Source organism: Ruegeria sp. CDSA246, assembly GCF_059611225.1.
This window is the reverse complement of sequence record NZ_JBXWPD010000013.1, coordinates 56,080-81,102: the sequence shown is the minus strand read 5'-3', so window position 1 is coordinate 81,102 and position 25,023 is coordinate 56,080. Positions and strand designations below refer to the sequence as shown.

Below are 25,023 nucleotides of genomic sequence, written 5' to 3'. Positions count from 1 at the left end.
GGGGCTGGCAATGCTTGGTAAATCACAAAAAGCCGCCCACCTGGCCGATGACATCACCGATTACACGGTCATTCAGGGGCGTTCACTCTGGCAGGACGCACGGATGCGTTTTGTTCGCAACAAAGCCGCCATGGCGAGCCTGTTCATTCTGGCGATGATCGTGTTGTTCACGATCATTGGCCCCTACTTTGCCGTTTGGAGCAACGAGGAAATCGACTGGAACGTCATGGGCGATGTTCGCGGCATGGGAATGCCGTCCGCAGAGACTGGACATTTCTTCGGCGTCGACGATCTGGGTCGCGATCTATACAGCCGCATCATTCAGGCGACGACGACATCGCTGCTGGTGGGTCTGATCGGTGCCGCAACCGCTCTGATCGTCGGTACATGTTACGGTATTGCCGCAGGGTATATCGGTGGCCGCACCGATGGTGTGATGATGCGCTTCGTCGATATCCTGCTGGCCATTCCGGCAACTCTGGTCATCATCCTGTTGCTGGTTGTCGCGGGTCGATCATTCGTCATGCTGTTCATCGCACTTGGTGCGGTTGGTTGGCTGACGATGGCACGAATTGTCCGGGGGCAAACCCTGACTCTGAAGAACCGAGAGTTTATCGAGGCCGCACGTGCGGCTGGGGTCAGCGAATTCACCATCATGTATCGCCATATCCTGCCCAACCTTCTTGGCGTGGTGATTGTGTATGCTTCGCTTCTGGTGCCTGAAATGATCCTGACCGAAAGTTTCATCTCGTTCCTCGGCCTTGGGATTTCCGAACCCTACACGTCGCTGGGTCGATTGATCGCCGAAGGGGCCGGGACGATGGGCTATGGCACCTTGTGGCAACTGTTGTTCCCGCTGACATTCTACGTCGCAATCATCATCACCATGTTCTTCATTGGTGATGGCCTGCGTGACGCTCTGGACCCGAAGGATCGCTGATATGAGCCTGTTTTCCGTAAAAGACCTGGGCGTCCAGTTCAACACCGCCGATGGCGTGGTCGAGGCCGTCAAAGGCATCAGTTTTGACATCAATCCAGGCGAATGCCTGGGCATCGTGGGCGAAAGTGGGTCCGGCAAAAGCCAGACATTCATGGCCGCGATGGGCCTGTTGCCACCTGCCGGGCAGGCAACCGGTTCCGCCATGCTGAACGGTCAGGAAATTCTGAACCTGCCGGTCAACAAGCTGAACCAGATCCGTGGCGACGATGTCGGCATGATCTTCCAGGACCCGCTGACCGCCCTGACCCCGCACCTGCGGATTGGCCAACAAATGCGCGAAGTTCTGCAGGTTCACGAAGGGCTGCAAGGTTCGGCTGCTCGGGCGCGATGCCTGGAATGGCTGGACCGTGTACGCATCCCCGAGGCCAAACGGCGCCTGGACCAGTATCCCCACGAACTGTCAGGCGGTATGCGCCAGCGCGTGATGATCGCAATGTCCATGCTGTGTAACCCGAAGCTGTTGATTGCGGATGAACCCACAACCGCGCTGGATGTCACCGTTCAGGCAGACATTCTGGACCTGATGGTACGCCTGCAAAGGGACGAAGGAACGGCGATTGCCCTGATCACACATGACATGGGCGTCGTCGCGCGTATGTGCGACCGCGTTCAGGTCATGCGTCTGGGTCAATTCGTCGAAGCCGGTGAGACGCGCGAAATCTTCCGTGCGCCCAAGCATGAGTACACACGAACATTGCTGGAAGCGATGCCGCGTATTGATGCCGGCGATGCGCCTAAAGCTCTTGATAAGGTCGATGACCCTCTGCTGAAAGTTGACGACGTCAAAGTGCACTTTCCAATCCATGTCTCGGGCGGATTGTTCGGGCACAAAGTCCCGCTGAAAGCCGTTGATGGAGTTAGTTTTGACATCCGCAAAGGTGAAACGCTGGGCGTTGTAGGCGAGTCCGGTTGTGGCAAGTCCACGCTGGCGCGCGCTGTTCTGCAGTTGATTGAACCCAGCGCAGGTAATGTCAGCTGGCTGGGCCATCCTATTGTCGGGTTGAGACGGCGCGAACTGAACAAGTACCGCAAGGACTTGCAGATCGTGTTTCAAGACCCTCTGGCCAGCCTCGATCCGCGGATGACCATCTCGGCCTCAATTGCGGAACCGCTGAAGACCTATCGCCCTGGCCTGACCGAGCGGGAACGCAAGAAGCTGGTCGCCGAAATGATGGAAAGGGTCGGCCTGAAAGCCAACATGATCAACCGCTATCCGCACGAGCTTTCGGGCGGTCAGAACCAGCGCGTCGGCATTGCGCGGGCGATGATCAACAAACCCAAGCTGATCATCTGTGACGAAGCCGTGTCGGCATTGGACGTGTCAATTCAGGCGCAGATCGTGGAACTATTGCGCGAGTTGCAGCAGGAATTTGGTCTGTCGATGATCTTCATCAGTCATGACCTTTCCGTGGTACGCGCTGTGTCGAACCGGATCATGGTCTTGTATCTGGGCCGGATCGTGGAGTTGGGCGACGGAGAAGTGATCTGCTCCGATCCGATCCACCCATACACGAAATCGCTGATCTCGGCCGTGCCAATTCCGGACCCGGACGTAGAGCGCAGTCGCACACGCCTGAAATTGCCCGGCGAACTGCCCTCACCGATGGATCCGAAAGCCGCGTTGCGTTTCCTGCCCAGTCGTTTGGCGGCTGGTGAGAATGACTATGTTCCGCAACTTAGCGAAGTAAAGCCCAATCATTTTGTGGCCGAGCACGACTCGCTCGAAGCGATCATGGCTAAGGCATAACTTTCCTGCCCCGAAGCAAGTCCTTGCATTCGGGGCAGGTTCTTCCTGGCAATATCAAGGACGCAAAATTGTTTCCTTTTTGAAGCCAATACATGCCGATAAGCGCGCTTTATACTAATTTAGCGCCGCAACCGAGGCTATGATTTGGCCGCCTTGAACAAGGCATTTTGACTTCCCAATTCAACGGTGGCACGATTTCTCCAACTTGGCTGGCTTTGCCTATTTGCGTTGATTGTTCCAACCGCGCGCACTATTAGGTGGCGTCGACAAAGCGCATTCATTCGGACAAGACATTTAGTTGAGAGGTAGTATGGGACGTAAGGTCACAAAGGCAGTTTTTCCGGTAGCGGGTCTTGGCACACGCTTTCTGCCCGCGACAAAGTCGGTACCTAAGGAAATCATGACCCTGGTCGATCGCCCGCTGGTTCAATATGCCATCGACGAAGCCCGGGCCGCCGGGATCACCGAATTTATCTTTGTGACATCCCGCGGAAAATCGGCGCTTGAGGACTATTTTGACCACAATCAAATCCTTGAACAAACGCTTAAGGAAAAGGGCAAAGACGACCTGTTGGAAACGCTGAATGCCACCAACATGGAAAGCGGGGCGATCGCCTATATCCGGCAGCACAAGGCCTTGGGGTTAGGTCACGCTGTTTGGTGCGCGCGCCGCTTGATCGGAGATGAACCATTTGCGGTCATGCTGCCTGACGACGTTATTGCCGCGGAAAAACCGTGTCTGCAGCAGATGATGGAAGCTTATGAAGAAACCGGTGGCAACATGGTTGCCACAATGGAGGTTCCTTCCGAAAAGACAAGCTCTTACGGCGTTCTGGATGTAGGCGATAACATCGGGACAGTTGTCCGCGCGCGCGGCATGGTCGAGAAACCGAAACCCGAGGAAGCACCGTCCAATCTGGCGGTTATCGGCCGTTACATTCTGCGTTCATCGGTGCTGTACAACCTCAACCAGAATAAGCAGGGCAGTGGCGGCGAGATTCAACTGACGGACGCAATCGCCGAAGACATCAGAAACGGTGTCCCGGTCTTCGGGTACAAATTCGATGGGCAGCGGTTTGACTGCGGGTCCAAAGCGGGTTTCCTGCAGGCGACCGTCGCCTTTGCGCTGGCGCGCGATGACCTTCGAGAGGATTTGCAGAAATACCTGCACGACGTTGTCGCCACGGGTCAGGCAGCTCAGTAACCAGGGATGACGGCCTCGAAGACGAGGTAAACGGTATCGTTTAAAGGGCAAACTGCGGGCATTGCAGTTTGCCTTTTTCTTTCGGTGTGGATGAAAGGCCCAGGGGGCGATTGGACAGCCCTTCACTCAGCCAGAATATTGGCACGACATTAACCGAGCGTTCTTACCGGTCAGGTGGGATTCATGTGAGGCACGGCAGTCTGGCGCGCAACGCAATTGTCGATCCGACAACCAACGGAGAATGCCCTTTGTCCCAAAATTCGCCCAAATTGAACCTGCCATTCCTGCAACCTTCGCAAGCGCAAAAGCACATCACACATAACGAAGCCCTGAGACGCCTTGATCTGATCGTCCAGCTGAGTGTTGCGTCTACTAATGCCTCAACCCCGCCCGCAGTTCCGGCACAGGGTGAGCTTTATGCCCTTGGATCGACACCCATCGGCGATTGGTCGGATCATGCCGGAGACCTTGCAGCCTGGTTGGACAATGGCTGGCATTTTATAACCCCCAAATCCGGCTGGCGCGCGTGGGACCAAGAGAATAACCGTCTGACAATTTGGGACGGGTCAGCATGGATCGAACCCCCGACTACAACGCAGAACCTGCCAGGCATCGGAATCGCCACCGGGTACGACACGACCAACCGTCTGTCGGTGCGCGCTCCGGCAACCTTGCTAAGCCACGAGGGTGCCGGGCATCAACTGAAGATCAACAAGGCAAATGCCGATGAGACCGCATCCCTGTTGTTTCAATCCAATTGGACCGGGCATGCCGAAATGGGTCTGTCCGGCAGCACGGGCTTTTCCATCAAGGTCTCGCCGGATGGGAACAATTGGTTTGAGGCGTTGAGCTTTGATCCAGCGTCCGGGGTGGCCTCTGGCACGGCCGTGCAAAACAGCGCAGAGGACACAACAGCGGGCCGCCTGATGCGGGCTGACTATGGGTATGGGCCCGGAAATCTCTTGGGGGCGGTCATGCAAAGTGGCGGAACCCCGACCGGCGCTGTGATTGAGCGAGGAGCCACACCAAGTGGTGATTTCGTCCGGTTTGCTGATGGCACCCAGATTTGCACCGCTACACTGGATGCAACGACCTGCTCAAACACCGCAGGTGCACTGTTCGCAAGCTCGTCGGAAGCATGGGATTTTCCAGTTGCCTTCGCGGCCGGCACGAACCCGGCACTCAGCGGCAGCGGGGGCGCGATCAGCAGGTTCATGGGTTTTGATGAACCGTCCGAAACTCAGGTCGTGTACAAAGTTCTTTCGTCTGCTTCTGACGCGACGGTTTTACCACCAACGGCGATAGCTATTGGCCGCTGGTTCTGATCCGCCAGACTGCCCGGGTCTTTGTCCGGGCGGTCACTTCGCGCGAAGTTCTGCCTCGGCTTGCTTCAGAAACCAGGTATAGGTTTCGCGAATCCCGTCTTCGATCCCGATAGTCGCGCGCCATCCCATGTCGGCCAGCCGGGAAACATCCATCAGCTTCCGCATAGTACCGTCCGGCTTGCTGACGTCTTGCGTAATCCGCCCGGTGAACCCGGTGATCTTTGCCACCATCGCCGCCAGTTCCGCGATCGAGATATCTTCGCCACATCCCACGTTGATATGGCTCAGCATGGGTTGGGTATTTGCCTCATACGCAGCACGGGGCAGGTCCACTACGAACAAAGACGCCTCAGCCATGTCGTCAACATGCAGAAACTCGCGCCGGGGCTTACCTGTGCCCCAGATGACAACTTCGTCCAGCCCATCCCGCTGTGCCTCGTGAAATCGGCGGATCAGGGCGGGCAGAACGTGGCTGTTTTCAGGGTGAAAATTGTCACCAGGTCCGTACAGGTTTGTCGGCATCACGGAACGATAGTCCACGTCGTGCTGCCGATTGTAGCTTTCACACAGCTTGATACCGGCAATCTTTGCCACGGCGTAAGGTTCGTTTGTCGGCTCTAGCACACCGGTCAGCAGGGCATCTTCGCGCATTGGCTGCGGCACTGCTCGCGGATAGATGCAGGAACTGCCCAATTGCAGCAGGTTTTTGACTCCCGCAGCAAACGCCTGATGTATCACGTTACACTCAATCATCAGGTTTTTGTAAATGAAATCCGCTGGGTAGGTGTTGTTGGCGTGGATACCGCCGACTTTGGCCGCTGCAAGAATGACAACGTCCGGCCGCTCGGCCTGCATGAAATCGGCGACAGCGGCCTGATTGGTTAGATCAAGTTCCGCATGAGTCCGTGTCACAAGCTCCAGTGACTCACCTGATTCTTGGCGGTCTTGCAAGCGACGCAGGATTGCGCCTCCGACCATGCCGCGATGCCCGGCGACGTAAATCTTGCGCATGCCCCCGGCCTCAGCCATTTTCCAGTGTGACCGGCAATTCGTAACCATGCTGTTTCAGCAAGGCATGACGTTTGGCTGTCTTCAGGTCCTCGGTGATCATTTCAGCGCACATCTGCTGAACCGTCAGTTCCGGCTCCCAGCCCAGTTTGTTTTTGGCGTTCGATGGATCGCCAAGCAATGTTTCGACTTCTGCCGGGCGGAAATATTGCGGGTCGATGCGCATGATCACGTCACCAGGTTTCAATGCAGGTGCACTATCGCCTTCGACGGACTTGACAGTGGCAACTTCATCGACACCTGTGCCTGAGAATTCAAGCGTCACACCCAGTTCAGCGGCGGACCATTCGATGAACTGACGCACCGAATACTGTACACCCGTTGCAATAACGAAATCCTCGGGGGCGTCCTGTTGCAGCATCAACCATTGCATCCGGACATAATCCTTGGCGTGCCCCCAGTCGCGCAGGCTGTCGATGTTGCCCATATACAGGCAGCTTTCCAGACCCTGGGCAATGTTGGACAAACCACGGGTGATCTTGCGCGTCACAAAGGTTTCGCCCCGGCGCGGGCTTTCATGATTGAACAGGATGCCGTTGCAGGCATACATGCCATAGGCTTCGCGATAATTCACTGTGATCCAATAGGAATACAGCTTGGCCACCGCGTAAGGTGAGCGTGGATAAAACGGCGTTGTTTCACGCTGGGGTGTTTCCTGGACCAACCCGTACAGCTCGGACGTAGACGCCTGGTAAAAGCGCGTGTTTTTCTCAAGACCCAAGAACCGGATCGCTTCAAGCAGGCGCAGAGTACCTATCGCATCGACATCGGCTGTATATTCCGGCGATTCAAAACTGACCGCCACGTGGGACTGCGCGCCAAGGTTATACACTTCGTCCGGCTGCACCTCTTGAATGATGCGCGTCAGGTTCGATGTGTCGCTTAGGTCACCGTAATGGAGGTGCAGGCGCGGATTGGGCACATGCGGGTCCTGATATATGTGGTCAATACGCTGTGTGTTGAACGAAGACGCACGGCGCTTGATCCCGTGAACTTCGTACCCTTTTTCGAGCAGAAATTCGGCAAGATATGATCCGTCCTGCCCGGTAATACCAGTAACCAATGCTGTTTTTGTCATAGCCGAATTCCGAGAATATCTGATTTGCTTTTTTGCAGCCTCTGAAACAGCAATAAACTCCTGAATGCAACCCTGCGCCGCGGTCGGGCTTTGATTTCACATGAGTTGACCGACGCCTGCGCAAATAGTTTCAGGTCGACGCGTACAGAGGCACCGATCCCTTTGCGCCTTCCGAAAGCGCTTTGCTCTGATCGCTGCGAACCTTTTCATACAGCGCTAGCGCATCGGCAGAAAACAACTCGGTTGGTGGCTCAACGTGAACAAAGTTGCTTTGGCCGTCCTGCCCGCGCGCGAGCATGGCATAGTCTCGCTCTGCAACCAGCTGCTTGGCATTCGGGTTGAGATAACGGATAGCAAGACCAATTCGCCGGTCACCCGATTGATTGGGACCCGAACCGTGGATCGTCAGCCCGTGATGCAGGGACATCTGCCCTGGTGCCAATTCGATGTGGGTCTTGTCTTCCTCGGCGACATCCACTGCAACCTCTTGTCCGCGCGACAGAAGATTGGTGTCTGAATACGTATCGTTATGCGGAAGGATCGGGTTCTTGTGGCTGGCGCGCACAAAATCCATGCATCCACTTTCGACCGTTGCCGGCGAAAGCGCAATCCAGGCGGTGACCTGATCCGGGGTTTCGCCCATCCCCCAATAGGTCAAGTCCTGGTGCATCCCAACGGTGTGGGCGGTGTGGGGTTCTTTGATGAAGAACTCGGCGGACCAGACCATGATGTCCGGCCCTAGAACACCTTCGACCACATCCAGAACACGAGGATTCATCGCGACCTGTGCCGCCAGCGGCATCACCAGATGCGCATTGACCCGTTTATAAGTGTTCAGCGGCAAGGGCAGGTCTGCGCCAAGCCAGTCCTGTTCTATCCGCTCAAGCTCAGCTCGGGTTGCGGCGGCCTCGTTTTCGGAAAAGATGGTTAGCGGGAAAAGAAACCCATCCTCCCAATATTTGTCGGATTGCGCCTGGCTAAGTGCGACGTCGCGCGTTGGGGTGCTTTCAGACATCTGGCATACCTTTTTGATAACTTGCTTTCCCAGAGTTTTTACCCTGCGATGCCCGCAGGGCGCTTATCCTACCTGCGACGATAAGTTCAGCTTTGCCTTTGGGGCAAGTCACCTCGCGTTTCATTTCTGACACGCTTTCGTGCTTTCAATGCTCCGACCTGATCCATGCTGATCCGACCCCGTGATTGGATCGAGGGCACCCCCTGCCCCCCCGGACCAAAGGAGTCGCACGTACGCCAAATACCGTAGTTCCCATTTCAGCATCCCAGCTGTGCAAAGACACCTGTGCTGCCCGCATTCACCAACCCGCCACCATCGCCGCAGCGGATAACACGGGTGTTCGGGTCTATCATCTCGGGCTGATCGCTATAGGCGATCAAACCGCTTCCCAGCACCGTATACAGCCCGCTGGGCTGGGGTTCCGAGAAATAGCCTTGGACCTGAACAATGCCGACCGCACCGGCGAACAGTCCGACTTCCAGACGCTCGGCCTCGATCCCTTCGCGTGTTGGCTGCCCGACGACCCGGACAAGATCACCCGCCGACAGATGTTGCGGCTCAAGCCCACTGACAACGCTTGCCCCGATCACAGTCCGGTCCTGGGTGTCAGACCCAAGATATGTGCCGGACAACCGCGCCTGATGCCCATTGCTTGTCAGTTTTTCAATGTGTGAAGCGCGCACTGACTGACCTTGCCACAATCCGCTGATAGCGACCCAATCGCCGACCTGAATGTCTGCCCGCCGTTCGAACGCAACGTCGGTCCCAAGTACCGATATCGTGCCGTCCTGCACGCTAGACACTGGTCCGACCAGCGGCAGGACCTGACGGATGTGTTTTGCGTGCCACCCACCATTTTCCTGAGTTACAACAACCGCAACGGTATGACCCGGCTTCAACTCGCCCGCAGTGATCAGAGGAACCGAGTCGGCAACCGGCATGTGGCCATCGAACAAAATATGCTGCCCATTTACATGGATGCTGCCCAGATGGGTGATCGTGCCCACGATACCGGTGCCGATAATGCCACCTTCACGATCAGTTTCACCTTTGTCTTCGGCCTGAGTCGGAGCAGGCAGCCAAGACACCATAAAAAACGCCGCGAGCACACGAAGAAACACACCCATGCCTACTCATCCTCTTTCGTGTTTTTACTTGGCACCCTTTGCGGAGAGGGCAGGACAAAAGCGCCCATTGCAAACCGACCGCTGTGATCGCCGTCACTGTCCTTTTCCTGTAACGCGCGAGCGAGGGCATTGATTTCTAGCAACAATGATTGCGCCCGATCTGACGAAAATTGGCGCAACTCTTCAATTGATTCAGGCGACATATGAGAATACCGAACCGCGCGGTCGAAATTTCGCGGTACATCCGGCTCGGCCAGCAGGTTCTGTGTTGCCGCCGCAAGGTGCGCAGACAGTGTCGCCTCGTAGGCCGCCACTTGTTCAGCGCTGCCAGCAGAAGGAAGAAAGGCTTGGGACAACAGGCGAAGATTGCCTTTGCCGACCTGTTCCACGTTCTTTTGGTCGATCAAGGTTTCCAGAACGGTACCTGGGGCCATGTCCACACGCGCGCGCCGCACCAAATCATCAAATCCTGGGCCAGTTTCGTCGCCTTTGCGGCTCAGCAGCCGTGGCGCGCCCAAGTCGTCCAGAAATTCGGGCGTCGTCGACCAAAAGCTGATGACCAGTGCCGCCGCATTACAACTGCGTTTCAAAGGGGCATCATCGTCGGTGTTGCGCAGCCTTTTGACATCCTTGCGATGCAGGCCCGTCAACAGGCTGGCGCGGCTGTCGCTTAGCTTTCCGTCTGTGCTTTGCTCAGCTGCCGTCAGCAGGGCTTGTTTGAGCGCTTCGGTCGCGGTGCCAAGCGTGACCCCATGCGCAACCATTGCCTGCGCCAGTGGGACCAGCAACGCAGACAGGGCGGTTTCAAGAGGAGGTTTGGGATCATTCGACATTTGGGAACTCGTCACGGATTGGTAGTTGATAACATTTTCCTAGAATTAACGAATTCAACGCTTTCGTGTTCAAAATGTGATCGAATGTGATCTTTAATGGGAATTTTTCCCATTATCACTAAGGTGTGACCCCTTCTTGAACTGGAGAATGCCATGCACCTTATCGCAACCGATCCCCAGACAAACTACCCCCCCCTATCTCAAACCGATTTAACCCGCACAAAAAAACCGGGTGCGTTGGACGCGCTCAGCCCCGAAGATCAAGAGCTGTTTCTATCCTTTGGTTGGGGCCCGCAGGTTCCGCCACGCTATGCCACCATCGCCGACGCGCTGCGCCAGTCGTTGCGAGATCAACCCGATGCCACCGCGGTGGAATGCGCGGACCATAACCTTAGCTACCGGGCGCTGGACGAGGCCTCGAACCGATTGGCAAATGTCATGCGCGCCCATGGCGTGAAACGCGGCGACGCGGTGTGCCTGTTCCTGCATCGTTCGGTCGAAATGGTCGTAGGTATCGTCGCCGCCATAAAGCTTGGGGCCGCTTATATTCCGCAGCATGTCGGTGTCGCGCCGACGGAAACCTTACGCCATGTTGCGAATGTAACTGGTGCAAAAATCATACTCAGCCTGAGCAAACTGGCAGATCAAATCCTCGTTGGACTAGACCAGACCCTGATCACAATTGATACGACGATGTTCGACCCGATACTGGACGCCCCGGCCCCCGGCCCTGCTTATCGGGCCAGCCCCGACGATTTGGCGATGATAATGTTCACGTCCGGCACTACCGGCGTTCCAAACGGCGTACAGGTCAGCCATCAGAACCTGGCCAACATCCTGCTGACCGCCCCCGGGGATCTGGGGATGCGACCGGGCTTGCGGGTCGGACAGATCCTGTCGATCTCATTCGACATGGCAGCGTGGGAGATCCTTGGCGCTTTGTCCAATGGCGCAACTTTGGTGATCCGTGGCAAATCGATTCAGGAAACGGCCGAGAAGGTGGATGTGCTGATCGCCACGCCTTCGATCCTGAATGCACTGGACCAGACCCGCTGTACGCAGGTCAAAGCTGTCGCCGTAGCGGGCGAACCCTGCCCCCGACCGCTGGCCGATCGCTGGTCAACTTTTTGCACTTTCTACAATTCCTGTGGTCCGACCGAGACCACCATCATCAATACGGCCGAACCGCATCACCCCGACAAACCAGTTCTGTCGATCGGGCGCCCGACACCAAACAACACGGTCTATGTTCTGGACGACGACCTGCGCCCTTTGCCCATCGGCGAAAAGGGCGAGATGTGGGCTGGCGGCGATTGCGTCACAGCCGGTTACCTCGCCAACCCCAAACTGACGGCCGAGCGTTACCGACCCGACCCATTCCGGCCGGGACATATGATGTTCCGCACCCGTGATCTGGGACGCTGGACTAAGACCGGTGAGTTAGAGCATTTCGGGCGCGTTGACGACCTAGTCAAAGTACGGGGTTTTCGGGTTGAGCTGGACGGTGTTACATCCGCGCTTGAGGCCTCGCCCTGCTGTCAGCAGGCGGTGACGTTGCAATATGACAGCCGCAATCTGGTCAGCTTTATCTCACCGTCGTCGGCCTGCCCCAAGCAGGCGGCACAATCCGTCTCGGATCGCTTGCCATATTACTGCAGCCCCGCCGTTGTAGTCCCGATGGACACGCTGCCCCGCACTCCGCGCGGCAAACTGGACAAGCGTCTACTGCTGGATCTCGCGCGCACCCATATCGCGACAACTGGTGCGGAGTTGAGCTGATGACGACACAGACGACAAATCTTGACACAGGTGGCCTGAACTGGCGGCGGGTGACCCGCCACCCGGCCCTGATGGAATACCGCCGCCTGGTGATGCTTGTTGCATTGGTGAATCTGGCCGCCTTTGGGTTTGGATTGCGCGATGGGACTTGGTTCGCTGAGAATGCATTCACGCTCGGCCCTATTGCGGATATGGCGCTGATCAACCTCAGCCTCGGTATCCTGATCCGACAACAGCGGGTGGTCAACGCCCTGTTCTGGCTGGCCACACGCATTCCCACATCATGGCCACTTTGGATCCGTTGGGGGGCCGGCAAGGTGTTCCACTTTGGCGGGTTGCATTCCGGCGGCACCGTCACTGGGACCATCTGGTTCGGTTTTCTTCTGTTTGCGATGATTTGGAACCGCTCCAACGGCGCCGCCGTGCCCTCAGACCTGACACTGGGCCTGAGCGCCACAATGGTTGTCTTGATGACATTGATGGTGATTTCGGCCCTCGGCCCGATCCGCGCCCGGTTTCACAATGCATTCGAGAAAACGCACCGCTTTGTCGGCTGGACGGTTTTAGGATTGTTTTGGGCGCAGACGATCTCGATCACTAAGGACATGGGGGGCATGTTGTTGCACAGCCCGGCCTTTTGGATGCTCTGCCTGGTCACCTTGTCGATCCTGTCCCCTTGGCTGACCCTGAAACGCGTGAATGTCCGGATCGAAAAGCCGTCAAACCATGCGGTGATTGCGCAGTTTGACTATGGAGATACTCCGTTCCCCGGCAGTTCGAACGCGATCAGCCACACCCCGTTTGGCGAGTATCACTCATTCGCCAATATCCCATCCCCGGACCAGCCGGGTTACCGATTGGCCATCAGCCGTGCGGGCGACTGGACCGCGCGTTTTATCGACAATCCGCCCAAGAAGGTTTGGGTCAAGGGTATCACCACATCAGGTGTCGCACGGATCGAAGTGTTGTTCAAAAAGGTGGTGTATGTAGGCACCGGTTCAGGCATCGGACCGATCCTGCCGCATCTGCTGGCTAAAGAGGTGCCAAACCGCCTGATCTGGTCCACCCGCAGCCCACGCAAAACCTATGGTGACGCGCTGGTGGATGAGATCGAGGCCAACACCGAGCAGCCTTTGATCTGGGACACCGACGAAGACGGCAAACCGAACCTTTCGGCCCTTGCCTTGCAAGCCGTTCGCGACAGTGCGGCTGAGGCGGTCATCGTGATCTCAAACCAAAAGCTGACCCGCAAGGTAGTGCATGACATGGAAAGCCTTGGCATTCCCGCCTATGGCGCAATTTGGGATAGCTGATCATGTTTGAGACAATTGAAACCGAAACACGGGGGCGGGTCGCAACGATCCGCTTCAACCGTCCCGATCAGCTGAACGCGTTGAACACTCAACTAATGAACGAAGTCCTGGCCGCCGCGACCGCGTTCGACAAGGATCCCGGCATCGGCTGCTTGATCCTTATGGGCAGTGATCGTGCTTTTGCCGCCGGGGCAGATATCGGCGAGCTTGCGGTGCAAACCTACGCAACTATGCAAGCAAGTGACTACTTTGCCGAATGGGATAAGTTTGCAGCGCTTCGCCTGCCCAAGGTGGCGGCGGTCAGTGGCTATGCCTTGGGCGGTGGATGTGAAGTTGCGCTGATGTGTGACGTCATTCTGGCCTCGGGCACTGCCAAATTCGGCCAGCCCGAAATCAAAATCGGCTGCATTCCCGGCATTGGTGGCACGCAGCGGCTTACACGGCTGATCGGTCGTGCCAGAGCTATGGACATGATCCTGACCGGGCGCATGATCGACGCGTCAGAGGCCCTGCAGATGGGCTTGGTCAGTCGAGTTGTCACGCAGAATACCCTTTTGGACACAGCACAAGAGGTGGCCGAAACCATTGCAGATTACGCTGATGATATCGTCAATATGGCGCGCACCTGCGTAAACATGGCCGACCAGAGCACACTTGAATCGGGTTTGCGGTTCGAGCGGCAGATGTATCACGCGCTTTATGGATTGCCGGCCCAACAAGAAGGCATGAATGCCTTTCTGGAAAAGCGAAAACCGCAGTTCAGGCGCAGGACCCTGTGATCTTATCCCACGTCGTTAATCACCGCTCGAAAAAAGAGCGGTGATATGACCAATCTTATCGCTTCAGTGCGTTTTCCCAGCCGTGCTATACTCAAAGTCGGAAACCTTGCGGGCCATGGATTCAGAGTCCACAACCAGGTTCGCAAAGATCGTTTCGACCCATGACAAAGCGCCCGAAGTCAGCAAGAACGTCTCTGGGATGACGATCCATTCGCCGATCCACATACCACCCGAACGTTCGTGTTGATGGGTGGTGAATTCGCCGATCTGTTCAGCCCGCTGTCGTCCAAGCCGGGCGACGGCCTCTCCGAATTCTGACGCGCGCTGGTTCTGTTTGTGCGCCATAGCCGAAGACGCGCCTTTACCGGCTTCATGCACCTCGGAACATTCGGAAATATCCGATGAAGACAACAGATTGACGTTATGCGAGATCTTGCACAGCGTCGCACACAGCCCTCCCAGCGCAGTTACAACATCGGCAAGCCCGTCACGGGCGTTTTGCCAATGGGGTTCAACTACATTCAGACCCAAAGTGGCCGCAACGCCTTCCTTGATGCGATGTCCGGTCCCGTTTTCGTAACCGCGCAGATCGCCAACGGGGCCACCAATCTGGGCATTCAAACCGCGAACGCCCGCTTCTTCCAACGCTTGTGAACGCCGCTGCAGTTCAACTTTCCAGACGGTCAGTTTGGTTTCAGCCCGAATAGGCAAGGCATGCTGTCCATTTGTGCGACCGATCATGATAGTATCACCAAGCTGATCGATGTGTTGCTCAATAGCGGTGGTCAGTCTTTGCAGTCCGGTCTGGATGTGCTCCAGACCGATCTTCATTTGCAGGGCCAGAGCGGTGTCCATAATGTCCTGCGTTGTCGCCCTATAGTGGACCTTTTCCGCATGGTCGCCGACCTGCCTTCGCAATTGTTCGACAAGACCAACGATCGGGCGCCCGACAAGCATCATGTCTTCGTGCAACCGCTCGGTATCCAGATTGCAGACTGACACCGCATCCAACGCATCTGCAGCCTCTTGCGGGATTAGGTTTTCCAACGCCTGGTGATGGGCCAGTGTCTGTTCAACCTTCAACCAGGCCGAGATCGTGGCGTGTTCCGACCAGACGGACCGCATATCGGCGCTGGAAAAGCAGTCGCGATAGAGGGAGTGCTCAAGCATCTTCTAATGCTCCCTTCGCGATCTTGCGCCCTTTCATGATCCCGCGGATACGGTAGGCAATTGCCCCTGCGCCGATGACCAGGAAGGCCAAAGCGATCGGACGTTCAACGAAGATCAGGGCGCCACCCTCCGACATCAGCAACGACTGACGGAATGTCTCTTCAGCACCTTTGGCCAGCACGAACGAAATGACAAATGCCGCAACGTTGAAGTCGTATTTCCGCATCAGCCATCCGGCAAAGCCCGCGCAAGTCATGACTGTGACGTCAAACATTGATCCACGTGCAGAATAAGCTGCGACAAACGCGGTCAGGAAGATCAGCGGGTACAGGACATTGGTCGGGATCTTCAGGATAATTCGCGCAACCTGAGTGGCACCGAAGTAACCGATCAGACCATAGGCCACGATACCCAACATCCCGCAGGCGAACAGTTTGTAGACCAGCTCTTTGTCGGTCAGGAACAGGGTTGGTCCGACCTGGATGCCGTGGATCAGGAAAACACCCAAAAGGATCGCACCAATTGTCGAACCCGGGATGCCCAGCGTCAGCAGCGGGGCCATCGACGGACCGGACACCGCGTTGTTTGCAGCTTCGGGTGCTGCGACACCTTCCAGCGCGCCCTTGCCCCACTTCTCGGGGTTTTTGGCGCGGCGTTTGCCTTCACCGTACGAAATGAACGCCGCAATAGCCGAACCCAGACCTGGCAGCACACCGATACCTGCACCGATGAAGCCTCCACGGAACGCATGAGGCAAGCAAGGTTTGTACTCTTCCCATGTCAGGCTGTTGCCGTCTTCCGTGCTTTCATTTTCTTTGGTTTCACCGGTTGCCTTGCGGCGCGTTTCCAACTGGGCAAAGACCTCTCCCAAAACGAATACACCGATCATCAGGGGCACAAGGCCAATCCCGTTGGACAGGTCGAACGAGCCAAAGGTATAGCGCTCTTCGCTTGAGATTGGGTCCAATCCGACCATGGCGATCAAAATACCCATCAGGGCAGATGCCAATCCTTTGACGATTGAGCTGCCGATGACCGAACCGATGACCACGAAGGCTGCAAAGTAGATCGCAAAGGTTTCTGGCGGGCCAAGCTTAAGGGCAATAGCCGCAATGAAACCGACACCGACGACCAGCAGGATATCCCCCATGAGGTCACCGATGACTGATGATATGGTCGCGACCTTCATCGCCTTTCCAGCCTGCCCAGCGCGCGCAAGGGGATAACCGTCAATCTGTGTCGCGGCACTGGCTGCAGTGCCCGGCGTGTTGAACAGAATTGCCGCGATCGATCCGCCATAGCGACCGGATTTACCGATCACATACAGGAAGGCGAGCGCGAATAGTGGCGACATGTAAAAGGTGATGGGCAGCAGCATGGCAATCGCTGCCGATGCGGTCAGACCGGGCGTGGCCCCAACGACCATGCCCACAGCTGCGGCCAGCACGATGGCAAACAGCAAACTGGGGTCGGTTATGACCGAAAGAAGTGCGGGGAAAATTTCCATGACGATTTACCCCTGTATCCAGCTGAGCAGGTCAAAGACCTCGCCATAAGGCGGGTACACACCAAGCAGCACAAAAAAGATGAGGTGGAAGATCAACGGGCACAGAACGACGGAAACCGCCAGACCGATCCAGCTGCGAACTCCGAAGAAGTACAAAACGACCGGCGCAGCGATCGCTGTTGGCAAAAGATAACCAAACCAGCGGAATGACTGCTGATAGATTAGGGCGATGATGAACAGACCGATAATCTGCAGGGTTGCGCCGTTATCCTGTTCCTGACCGGTATCGCCAGCCGGTTGACGGACGGCACCTAACAGTAACAGGCCGGAAAGAAACAGCAGTGCGATGGATGCTGAAAATGGTACGATGCCAGCCCAGGTATCCCCTGGCGAAGCTGCTGGCACTTGCCAGGCGCCCCAAATGGCAACGATGGAAATAAGGGCAAGCACAAGGCCTTCTGCATAGGCGCGCATATCGTTCCTCCCTGATTGCGTTAGATACAAAAAGGCCGGGGGAAGAATATCCACCCGGCCCCGAGGACTTTAGTTGGTCAGACTTTCGACCAGGGGAGCGGCGTCCTCTTTCATGGCGGACAGCGTTGCTTTGGCGTCCGCACCATTCTGATAGACCGGGCCTGTTCCGCGCGAGGCCAGCAGTTCGGCAAATTCGGGTTTCGCGGCGATCTGCTCCAGCGCAGTTTCCATCGCGGCAACGACCTCGGCCGGTGTGCCCTTCGGGGCGAACACGATCACCGGCGAAGAAACAGCGGCAAACGGAATGCCCAGTTCGCCAAACGCAGGCACGTCTTTCATGATGCCATCACGTTCTTGGCTGTTGACCGCCAGGGCGCGAAGCTGCTCTTCAAACCCGGCCAGTTGCTGAACACCTAGGAAACCAAAGTCAGCCTGTTCACCGATCAGTGCCGCACGGGTCGGTCCGCCACCTTTGAACGGTACGTCCTGAGCTTCGATGTCGTTACTGGCCAGAAAGCCCATGCCGCCAACGTGGTGGAAGCCTCCGCGACCCGAATGGGCCCAACGCAGTTGACCGGGGTTGGCTTTGGCCGCGTCGATCACGTCCTGAACGGACTCGAACGGGCTGTTCAGCGGCACCATCAGCGACGTTTGCAGCTGACCGACCTGAGCAACAAACTCAAAGCTGTCCAGTGCATCTATATCGGTGTCACGTGTCATGGTCGACAACAGGAACGAACCGCCCGAAGTCATCATCAATGTATAGCCGTCAGGGCGTGCACCCACGACCGAGTTCGCACCATTCAGACCGCCCGAACCGGGCTTGTTCACGACGACAACTGGAACGTCCAGAATGCCTTCGGCTGCTGCCGAAATAGCGCGGGCATAAGCGTCTGTACCGCCGCCGGCTTTGTAAGGAACAACCAGGTTGATCGGACGTTTCGGCCAGTCGGCTGCGAAACTTGCTGTTGCTGTTGCAGTCACGGTTACTGCCGCCAGAACAGCAGTGAGAATTGTTCTACGCTTCATAGCATCCTCCCTAAGATGCGATCAAAATTAGCTTAAATTCAGTGTTAAAAAAAATGCAAAGATGTTATCTTATCTTGCAAAATCGTAAAGAGTCCGCCTAATGAATATCAAAGCCCTTCGCGCCTTTCGTGCAACCCTTTCCGAAGGAACGCTCGTGGCCGCATCCGAAATCCTGCACCTGAGTCAGCCTGCAATCAGCCGACTGATTTCCGGGCTTGAGGCAGAATTGGGCCTGACCCTGTTTGACCGCAGTGGCCGCAACTTGACGCCGACACGTGAAGGTTTGGCGTTCTACCGTGAAGCGGGGCGTATCTTGGACAACCTTGATGAAGTGCCCCGCATCGCTGCAGAGATCAAAGCCGGACGTACAGAAACACTGCGCGTGGTCACGATGCCGCGTATCGCCCGGGCAATTTCGGCCCCCGCACTTGCGATGTTTTTGCAAGCCCACCCTGATACAAACGTAACCTTGGATATCCGGGCGCGGCGCGAAGCCAGCAAATGGCTTGCCGGACGTGAATATGACATCGGCATCGGGGCATTGCCGGTCGAGCATCCGGGCGTCAGGACAAAACCCCTGCTGCGGGTCCGGGCGCAGGCTGTTTTGCCTGTTGCGCATGCATTGTCTGATCGCAAGTCGGTAACCGCCACTGATCTCGCCCGCGAGCCGGTCATTCGACTGATGAACGGGCTTCTATTACGCGAACAGCTTGATGACATCTTCCGGTCTGCGGGCGTCAATCCCAGACATACCTGCGAAGTCGCGGCGTCCCAGCTTGCCTGTTCGCTTGTCGCGGAAGGCGCCGGTATAACCATTGCTGACGAGTTGGTCGCAGCACAGGAAACAAAAGAACGTCTGGCCCTGGTTCCAATCGCACCAGAGCGCTGGATGACCTTTGGTTTGTTGTACCCCGCAACGCAGGAGAAATCTCAGGCGCTTCAGGATTTTGAGGACGTCCTGTTTTGGCAGGCGTCCGAGCTATGCAAGAACAGCCCAACTTTGTCTCTTGCCTGACAGTCGTTGTCAGGCAGATTCAGGCCCATGTTCCATGCCATGCATAGGCCAAAGCAACGATTGCAACAGAGCCGATGCTCAAGCATCTTGAAACCCCCGATCCACGATCATTCATGGGCTGCGCGAATTGCGTGGCGCAGCTGACGGACACCAAAATGAAAAAGTTGAGCGCAATCGTCGCAGACTGCCGGGTCATCAATTTACCCGATAACAATAGCAGACGGCTTCATATGACCAACTTGATGAACAGGCACGACATCAGTTTTTCATTTTCAGAAGGCAGCGCCGGACAAAGCCATGCCTTAAACTGCGCCCGCGCCCACCTTGCAGCGCTTGAGACAATCAAAACGCTCCCGGCATTGGTTCTGGAGGATGATGTCTCCGCGTCGACCGAAGACCTGACCATTCCTGAAATTCCAAAAGATGCGGACGTTGTTTATTTGGGGGTTTCGCCCTTCGGCTGCTTTCCCTGGACACGTCGCTATGTTCAACGTTTCAGCCACCGCGCGTATTACAACCTTGCACTCGCTTCGACTGAGAACAGTAATTGGCTGAGGCTGCATTCTATGGCCGGCGCAGTAGCTATTCTCTATGTGTCACCAGCAGGTTTGGATGCGTGGCGGTATTCCATGCGGGCGGCCATAAAACAGAGTAAGCCGTTTGATGTGTTCACCGCCTACAAGATGACTTCCCTGAACGTTTATGCACCTCATCGCCCCGTTTTTTACGAAGAACCCAGCCTGCAGCGCCCTCTTAAGCATGTTACCCCGGAACAAAGACTGCAATGGACGACAACACCCTTGTCGCCCGTCAAAGAAGGCACAATCGTCACTATGCCCACCAAAGGCGGGGCAATGCGCGCTCGGGCTGAAGTGTGCGGAGATAACCGTCTTGAATGGTCATTGCTTCAATGAGGTCGGAAAAGGGGTATTCTCAAGTTGCTGGCCACGTAATGTCAGTGTTGTTAAGTAAGGTGCGCCTGCTGATACCACCTTCGACACAACGCCTGGACCCACAGATTGCAACCAAGTCGGAGTGCCAAAGCCTTGACATGCCCCTTTGCAAGGAAACCAACGTCTTTTCAGTACAGCGTTGCAACCGATTGCAAACCCGACGCAATAAGGCGTAGTATTTTCCCATGAATTTGACTGAAAGCCACCCCCGAACCCATCGGTGCCAGCCATGAGTGTGACCCTCAAAGAAGTGGCCGCACTGGCCGGTGTATCTCGCTCTGCCGTATCGCGGACTTTTACCGAAGGCGCGTCCGTATCACCAAAGACACGTAGTAAGGTGGAGAAGGCTGCAGCCGAACTGGGGTACAGCCCAAACGCGTTGGCTTCTTCGCTGACAACCGGACGCACCAAGTTGATCGGTTTGATTTCTAACAACTTCCACAACCCCATTTTTCTTGAGGTCTTTGACCAGTTCACCCGCGCTTTGCAGGAACGCGGCCTGCGTCCGCTGATCGTGAACCTGACCGACGAAACCGAGCCGACAAATTCGGTCCGAATGCTGCGGCAGTATTCTGTGGATGCTGCCATCGTCGCCTCATCTACCTTGCCCCCCAGCTTTGCCAAGGCGTTCCACGATGCAGGTGTTCCGGTAGTGCACACTTTCGGTCGATCTGCGACGTCACCTGAGGTGCATGTTGTAGGCATAGACAACGTTGAATGCGGACGCATGGCCGCGCGCGAGCTGTCGTCGCGGGGGTATCGCCGTATCGGCTATCTGGGCGGCCCAAAAGATGCGACATCGGCGATGGATCGGTATCGCGGCTTCATGGAAGAAGTTGAAAAGCACCCGAAACTCGAAGTGACGCATTGCTTCGCAGGCGCCTATTCATTTGAAGCCGGGCGAGAAGAAATGCTTCAGCAACTGGCGGAAGGCCCTGCAGAAGGGTACTTTTGCGGCGACGATATTCTGTCCATAGGTGCCCTGTCCGCATTGTCCGATCACGGGCTGAAACCGGGCAAAGACATCGGCATCATCGGCCTGAACGACATGGAAATGTCGCGCTGGGAAAGCGTGGACCTGACGACGATTCATCAGCCGATCAAACAAATCATTACCGCATCCGTCGATCTGGTCGAAGAGATGCTGAAAGACCCCGAGCGTTACCCCGAGGCCCGTATTTTCCCCTGCCGTGTGATCGAGCGGGGCACATTGCGGCCCCGACCCTGATCAGCGAAACATCGGTGGGCGCGCGTCCGTCCATGCCCCGTCATTTTTCGCAGACGCCACTGCGGCATGCACGGCTGCGATCGACCGCACTCCGTCGGCAGGTGTAGGCAGACCATCACGCGCCTCTCCGCGAATAGCGTCGGCAAGATCGCAATAGATGTTGGCCACGGCCAGCGGGAACCCTTCGGGATGGGCAATCGCCACACGGGACAATCGTTGCGCATCGTCGTGAAGACCGCCCTCTCCTTTTTCGATGATCTGTGTACGGCCACCGACAGGCGTATAGATCAACTGATTGGGCTGCTCGGACGTCCAGCGAAGACCTCCGGTTTCGCCAAAGACCTGAATGTCAAACCCGTGCTGACGCCCAATTGCCACCGAAGAGGTCCACAACCGCCCGACAGCACCGCCTTCGGTCCGGAAGTTGACCATGGCGTCGTCCTCAAGTTCGCGGCTTGAAATGGTCGATGCCATATCGGCAGACAGGGACTTTACTTCATCGTCACTGATGAAGCTGGCCATGTGCAGCGCATGGATACCGCAATCTGCGAACTGGCCAGACACACCCGCCATCGCCGGATCATAGCGCCACCGCACCCGCGGGTTATCGGCGTCTGTCGCGTCACCATGGTGGCCATGGCTGAAATTCGTCACAACCAGACGAACCTTGCCAATATCCCCGGCGCGAACCATCGCACGCGCCTGGCGCACCATCGGATAAGCAGAGTAGCAATAATTCACCGCACAAATCTTGCCCGAGGTCTCTGCCACGCGGACGATCTCTTCACCTTCTTCCACGGTCATCGTCATCGGCTTTTCGCACAAAACATTGAACCCGGCTTCAAGGAACGTTTTGGCAATCTCAAAGTGGGTGGAGTTCGGAGTGGCGATGGTCACCAGATCAACCCGGTCGGGACGGTCCTTTTCCCCGGCCAGCATTTCCTGCCAGTCGCCATAGGCGCGATCCGACGCCACCCCAAGTCGTTGCGCATATTCTCGCCCAACATCGGGTCGGTGATCCAAAGCACCCGCAGCGAATTCAAACATCCCATCCGCCAACGCTCCTAACCGGTGTGCGGGTCCGATCTGACTGCCTTCACCACCACCAATCATGCCCCATTTCAGCTTTGCCATGGTTCTCGTCTCTCTTAGATGATCTCTTAGTTTTTGTGTTCAGACAGTGCTGACGTCCTGCCACTGCCGTTGCTCTGACGATTTCAGCGCGGCGGCAAGGACGCAGTTGACTTCATGCCCATCACGGAATGTGGGCCAAATCGTTTTGCCCGTGTGAATGGCCTCAAGAAAATCTTTGGCCTCGATGATGATCTGGTCCTGATAACCTGTTCCATGACCGGGGCCCTGACAGAAAGGCTCATAATCGGGGTGCGCCGGACCCGTCAGGATCTTGGTGAAGCCCCTTTCTTCCTCTGGTCCTTCGCGCCGATAGAGCCACAGGGCGTTCTGATCTTCCTGATCGAACCGGATTGCGCCTTTGGTGCCTGTAATTTCATAGGCATAGCCCATCTTTCGGCCTGTCGCGATTCGGCTGACATATATATTACCCATCGCACCACCGGCAAACCGGCACATGATCTGCGCGTGGTCATCATTGGTGACAGTGCCGCCTGGGCGTTCACTATGAACCGTTTCGACTTCGGCCATAACCTCGACAATCGGACCGATCAGGGCCAAAGCACCGTTGACCATATGTGGGGCAAGATCCCCAATTGTACCGTTGGCCATTCCGGACGTTCGCCATGTAGCCGGAGCGTCGGGGTCGGCATAGAAGTCCTCAGTATGCTCACCACGGAACCAGGTTATGTCCCCCAATTCACCGTTGGCTATCAACTGACGGGCAAACTGTGTTGCGGGCGTTCTGACGTAGTTGAACCCGACCATATTGGTCACGCCTGCGGCCTCGGCCGCGGCAACCATCGCGCGCCCATCATCGAGCGACGACCCCAGTGGTTTTTCGCACAACACAGGCTTGCCCAAGGCTAACGCGGCCTCTGCAATCTGTCTGTGCGTTGTTTGAGGCGAGGCAATCACGACAGCCTCCACTGCCGGGTCATTGACCAGCATAGACCAAACCGAGGTCGCGCGATGAAAGCCGTAAGCCGCACGGTATCGCTCGGCGCTTTCGGGCGTGGACGCACAAATCATCTCAAGTCGTGGCCGCAAGGCTGTGTTGAACACTGCGCCTACGGCTGACATCGCGACTGAATGAGCTTTGCCCATATAGCCACCGCCGATTATTCCAATTCCGATTTCAGGCATCTGCAACGGCTCCGAACAATGTATTTGCAACCGGTTGCAAAATCAGTATCGTGTGAATCGATTCAACGCAAGGACCAACGATCCTCGCCAGCCCATTTTTGCCGGAGGACATGACGTGAGCGCTTTGATAGACGGTATCAAAGGAAACCGGTTCGCGGTCTTTGGACGCGCGGGCATGGACCTGTATGCCGATCCCGTTGGTGTTAAAAGCGAAGACGCCGACACGTTTCACGCCGATCTGGGCGGTTCATCGGCAAATATCTGCGCGGGGCTGGTCAAACTTGGCAGCCAGGCATCCTTGATCACTTCGGTCTCAGATGATGCGGTTGGCCGCTTCTGCCTGAATAAACTTGCTCACTACGGTGTAGACACGTCCTATATCCGCGTCGTCCGTGGTGAATACCGCATGTCTCTGGCCGTTTACGAAAGCCGGATCGAAGAATTTCAGAATGTCATCTACCGCAACGGCGCAGTCGACTTTCAGGTGACCGAGGATGACATGGACAAGGTCGACTACGGCAAATTTTCTGCCGTGATATCTGCCGGAACGGTGTTTGCCGCTGAACCCTCGCGCAGCGCCACGTTTCGCGCGTTCGAAAACGCCCGCAATGCGGGTTTGCCGGTAATTTTTGACATAGACTACCGTCCCTACAGTTGGCCATCACCTGAGGTTGCCGCCGAAGTCCTGTCGCGCGCGGGCGAAGCAAGCGATCTAATCGTCGGCAATGACGAAGAATTTGGGTTCATGGCAGGCGACATCGACAAAGGCTTCGCCAAAGCCAAGGAGTTGGCGGCGAAACCGGGCCGGATCGTGATCTACAAGATGGGCGAAAAGGGCGCGGTCACTTTGCTCGATGATCAGGAAATCGAAACCGGCATCTATCCCGTCACAGCAGTCAAACCCAACGGTGCTGGCGACAGTTTCATGGCTGGCCTGCTGGCCTCGATCGCCGCTGGAAGCGAGCTTAAGGTTGCGGCTATGCGCGGCTCAGCCTGCGCCTCAATCGTAGTGTCCAAGCCCGGCTGCGCTCCGGCCATGCCAACAACTCCGGAACTGGACGCATTTCTTGCCGCCCATCCCGGCCCAACGACATAGGAACCT

General features: G+C 56.5%; 22 protein-coding genes. 11 read left to right on the top strand and 11 right to left on the bottom strand.

Features of this window, described 5'->3' with window-relative positions; all coding sequences use genetic code 11:
- Positions 1–10: 10 nt before the first annotated feature.
- The 4 genes from AC2FI9_RS17010 (at position 11) to AC2FI9_RS16995 (ending at position 5,276) form a co-directional block, all read left to right on the top strand.
- Positions 11–940 (top strand): ABC transporter permease subunit, encoded by a 930-nt coding sequence (locus tag AC2FI9_RS17010; RefSeq protein ID WP_496769260.1) that lies wholly within the window; start codon positions 11–13, stop codon positions 938–940.
- Position 941: 1 nt separating this feature from the next.
- The gene (locus AC2FI9_RS17005; RefSeq protein WP_496769258.1) at positions 942–2,747 is read left to right on the top strand and encodes an ABC transporter ATP-binding protein; all 1,806 of its coding nucleotides are present in this window, start codon (positions 942–944) and stop codon (positions 2,745–2,747) included.
- A gap of 310 nt (positions 2,748–3,057) precedes the next feature.
- Positions 3,058–3,951, top strand: a complete 894-nt coding sequence (gene galU, locus AC2FI9_RS17000; RefSeq protein ID WP_496725075.1) for a UTP--glucose-1-phosphate uridylyltransferase GalU — start codon at positions 3,058–3,060, stop codon at positions 3,949–3,951.
- Between the two features lie 248 nt (positions 3,952–4,199).
- The gene (locus AC2FI9_RS16995; RefSeq protein WP_496769256.1) at positions 4,200–5,276 is read left to right on the top strand and encodes a DUF2793 domain-containing protein; all 1,077 of its coding nucleotides are present in this window, start codon (positions 4,200–4,202) and stop codon (positions 5,274–5,276) included.
- Between the two features lie 33 nt (positions 5,277–5,309).
- Here the strand turns inward: AC2FI9_RS16995 and fcl are convergent, their stop codons facing one another.
- From fcl to AC2FI9_RS16970, 5 genes are all read right to left on the bottom strand, one after another.
- On the bottom strand, positions 5,310–6,287 hold the full coding sequence (gene fcl, locus AC2FI9_RS16990) for a GDP-L-fucose synthase (protein WP_496769254.1): 978 nt from the start codon (positions 6,285–6,287) through the stop codon (positions 5,310–5,312).
- 10 nt (positions 6,288–6,297) lie between these two features.
- Positions 6,298–7,422, bottom strand: a complete 1,125-nt coding sequence (gene gmd, locus AC2FI9_RS16985; RefSeq protein WP_496769252.1) for a GDP-mannose 4,6-dehydratase — start codon at positions 7,420–7,422, stop codon at positions 6,298–6,300.
- Positions 7,423–7,552: 130 nt separating this feature from the next.
- Entirely contained in the window at positions 7,553–8,437 is an 885-nt protein-coding gene (locus AC2FI9_RS16980) for a phytanoyl-CoA dioxygenase family protein (RefSeq protein WP_496769249.1), read from the bottom strand.
- Positions 8,438–8,694: 257 nt separating this feature from the next.
- Entirely contained in the window at positions 8,695–9,564 is an 870-nt protein-coding gene (locus AC2FI9_RS16975) for a DUF5666 domain-containing protein (protein ID WP_496769247.1), read from the bottom strand.
- Positions 9,565–9,566: 2 nt separating this feature from the next.
- A complete protein-coding gene (locus AC2FI9_RS16970) occupies positions 9,567–10,397 on the bottom strand; it encodes a DUF6502 family protein (RefSeq protein ID WP_496769246.1) in 831 nt (276 codons plus the stop codon).
- 153 nt (positions 10,398–10,550) lie between these two features.
- Between AC2FI9_RS16970 and AC2FI9_RS16965 the strand changes: the two genes are divergently transcribed.
- Genes AC2FI9_RS16965 through AC2FI9_RS16955 form a run of 3 tightly spaced genes read left to right on the top strand, consistent with a single transcriptional unit; the run spans position 10,551 to position 14,268 of the window.
- Positions 10,551–12,176 carry an amino acid adenylation domain-containing protein gene (locus tag AC2FI9_RS16965; RefSeq protein ID WP_496769245.1) on the top strand — a complete coding sequence of 542 codons (1,626 nt, stop codon included), beginning with the start codon at positions 10,551–10,553 and terminating at the stop codon, positions 12,174–12,176.
- Positions 12,176–13,489, top strand: coding sequence for a ferredoxin reductase domain-containing protein (locus AC2FI9_RS16960; protein WP_496769243.1), 1,314 nt, complete (start codon positions 12,176–12,178; stop codon positions 13,487–13,489). The genes AC2FI9_RS16965 and AC2FI9_RS16960 overlap by 1 nt, the downstream gene beginning before the upstream one ends.
- Positions 13,490–13,491: 2 nt before the next feature.
- Positions 13,492–14,268: an enoyl-CoA hydratase-related protein gene (locus AC2FI9_RS16955; protein WP_496725091.1), complete on the top strand. Its 777-nt coding sequence runs from the start codon at positions 13,492–13,494 to the stop codon at positions 14,266–14,268.
- Between the two features lie 63 nt (positions 14,269–14,331).
- Here the strand turns inward: AC2FI9_RS16955 and AC2FI9_RS16950 are convergent, their stop codons facing one another.
- From AC2FI9_RS16950 to AC2FI9_RS16935, 4 genes are all read right to left on the bottom strand, one after another.
- The gene (locus tag AC2FI9_RS16950; protein WP_496725093.1) at positions 14,332–15,438 is read right to left on the bottom strand and encodes a lyase family protein; all 1,107 of its coding nucleotides are present in this window, start codon (positions 15,436–15,438) and stop codon (positions 14,332–14,334) included.
- Entirely contained in the window at positions 15,431–16,945 is a 1,515-nt protein-coding gene (locus tag AC2FI9_RS16945; RefSeq protein WP_496769241.1) for a tripartite tricarboxylate transporter permease, read from the bottom strand. Before AC2FI9_RS16945 ends, AC2FI9_RS16950 begins: the two co-directional genes overlap by 8 nt.
- 6 nt (positions 16,946–16,951) lie before the next feature.
- A complete protein-coding gene (locus AC2FI9_RS16940; RefSeq protein WP_109310957.1) occupies positions 16,952–17,419 on the bottom strand; it encodes a tripartite tricarboxylate transporter TctB family protein in 468 nt (155 codons plus the stop codon).
- A 69-nt stretch (positions 17,420–17,488) separates the two neighbouring features.
- On the bottom strand, positions 17,489–18,448 hold the full coding sequence (locus tag AC2FI9_RS16935; RefSeq protein WP_472725086.1) for a tripartite tricarboxylate transporter substrate binding protein: 960 nt from the start codon (positions 18,446–18,448) through the stop codon (positions 17,489–17,491).
- 100 nt (positions 18,449–18,548) lie between these two features.
- Between AC2FI9_RS16935 and AC2FI9_RS16930 the strand changes: the two genes are divergently transcribed.
- From AC2FI9_RS16930 to AC2FI9_RS16920, 3 genes are all read left to right on the top strand, one after another.
- Positions 18,549–19,463, top strand: a complete 915-nt coding sequence (locus tag AC2FI9_RS16930) for a LysR family transcriptional regulator (protein ID WP_282152132.1) — start codon at positions 18,549–18,551, stop codon at positions 19,461–19,463.
- A 74-nt stretch (positions 19,464–19,537) separates the two neighbouring features.
- On the top strand, positions 19,538–20,377 hold the full coding sequence (locus tag AC2FI9_RS16925) for a hypothetical protein (RefSeq protein WP_496769239.1): 840 nt from the start codon (positions 19,538–19,540) through the stop codon (positions 20,375–20,377).
- Between the two features lie 268 nt (positions 20,378–20,645).
- Positions 20,646–21,644 carry a LacI family DNA-binding transcriptional regulator gene (locus AC2FI9_RS16920; protein WP_496706616.1) on the top strand — a complete coding sequence of 333 codons (999 nt, stop codon included), beginning with the start codon at positions 20,646–20,648 and terminating at the stop codon, positions 21,642–21,644.
- On the opposite strand, the gene AC2FI9_RS16915 is transcribed toward AC2FI9_RS16920, so the two are convergent.
- Both AC2FI9_RS16915 and AC2FI9_RS16910 read right to left on the bottom strand, forming a co-directional pair.
- Complete coding sequence (locus AC2FI9_RS16915; RefSeq protein WP_496769237.1) at positions 21,645–22,778, bottom strand: Gfo/Idh/MocA family protein; 1,134 nt, start codon at positions 22,776–22,778, stop codon at positions 21,645–21,647.
- Positions 22,779–22,817: 39 nt separating this feature from the next.
- A complete protein-coding gene (locus tag AC2FI9_RS16910; RefSeq protein ID WP_496769236.1) occupies positions 22,818–23,921 on the bottom strand; it encodes a Gfo/Idh/MocA family protein in 1,104 nt (367 codons plus the stop codon).
- A 115-nt stretch (positions 23,922–24,036) separates the two neighbouring features.
- Here AC2FI9_RS16910 and iolC point away from each other — a divergent pair, with 115 nt between their 5' ends.
- Positions 24,037–25,017, top strand: a complete 981-nt coding sequence (gene iolC / locus AC2FI9_RS16905) for a 5-dehydro-2-deoxygluconokinase (RefSeq protein ID WP_496769234.1) — start codon at positions 24,037–24,039, stop codon at positions 25,015–25,017.
- Positions 25,018–25,023 lie beyond the last annotated feature (6 nt).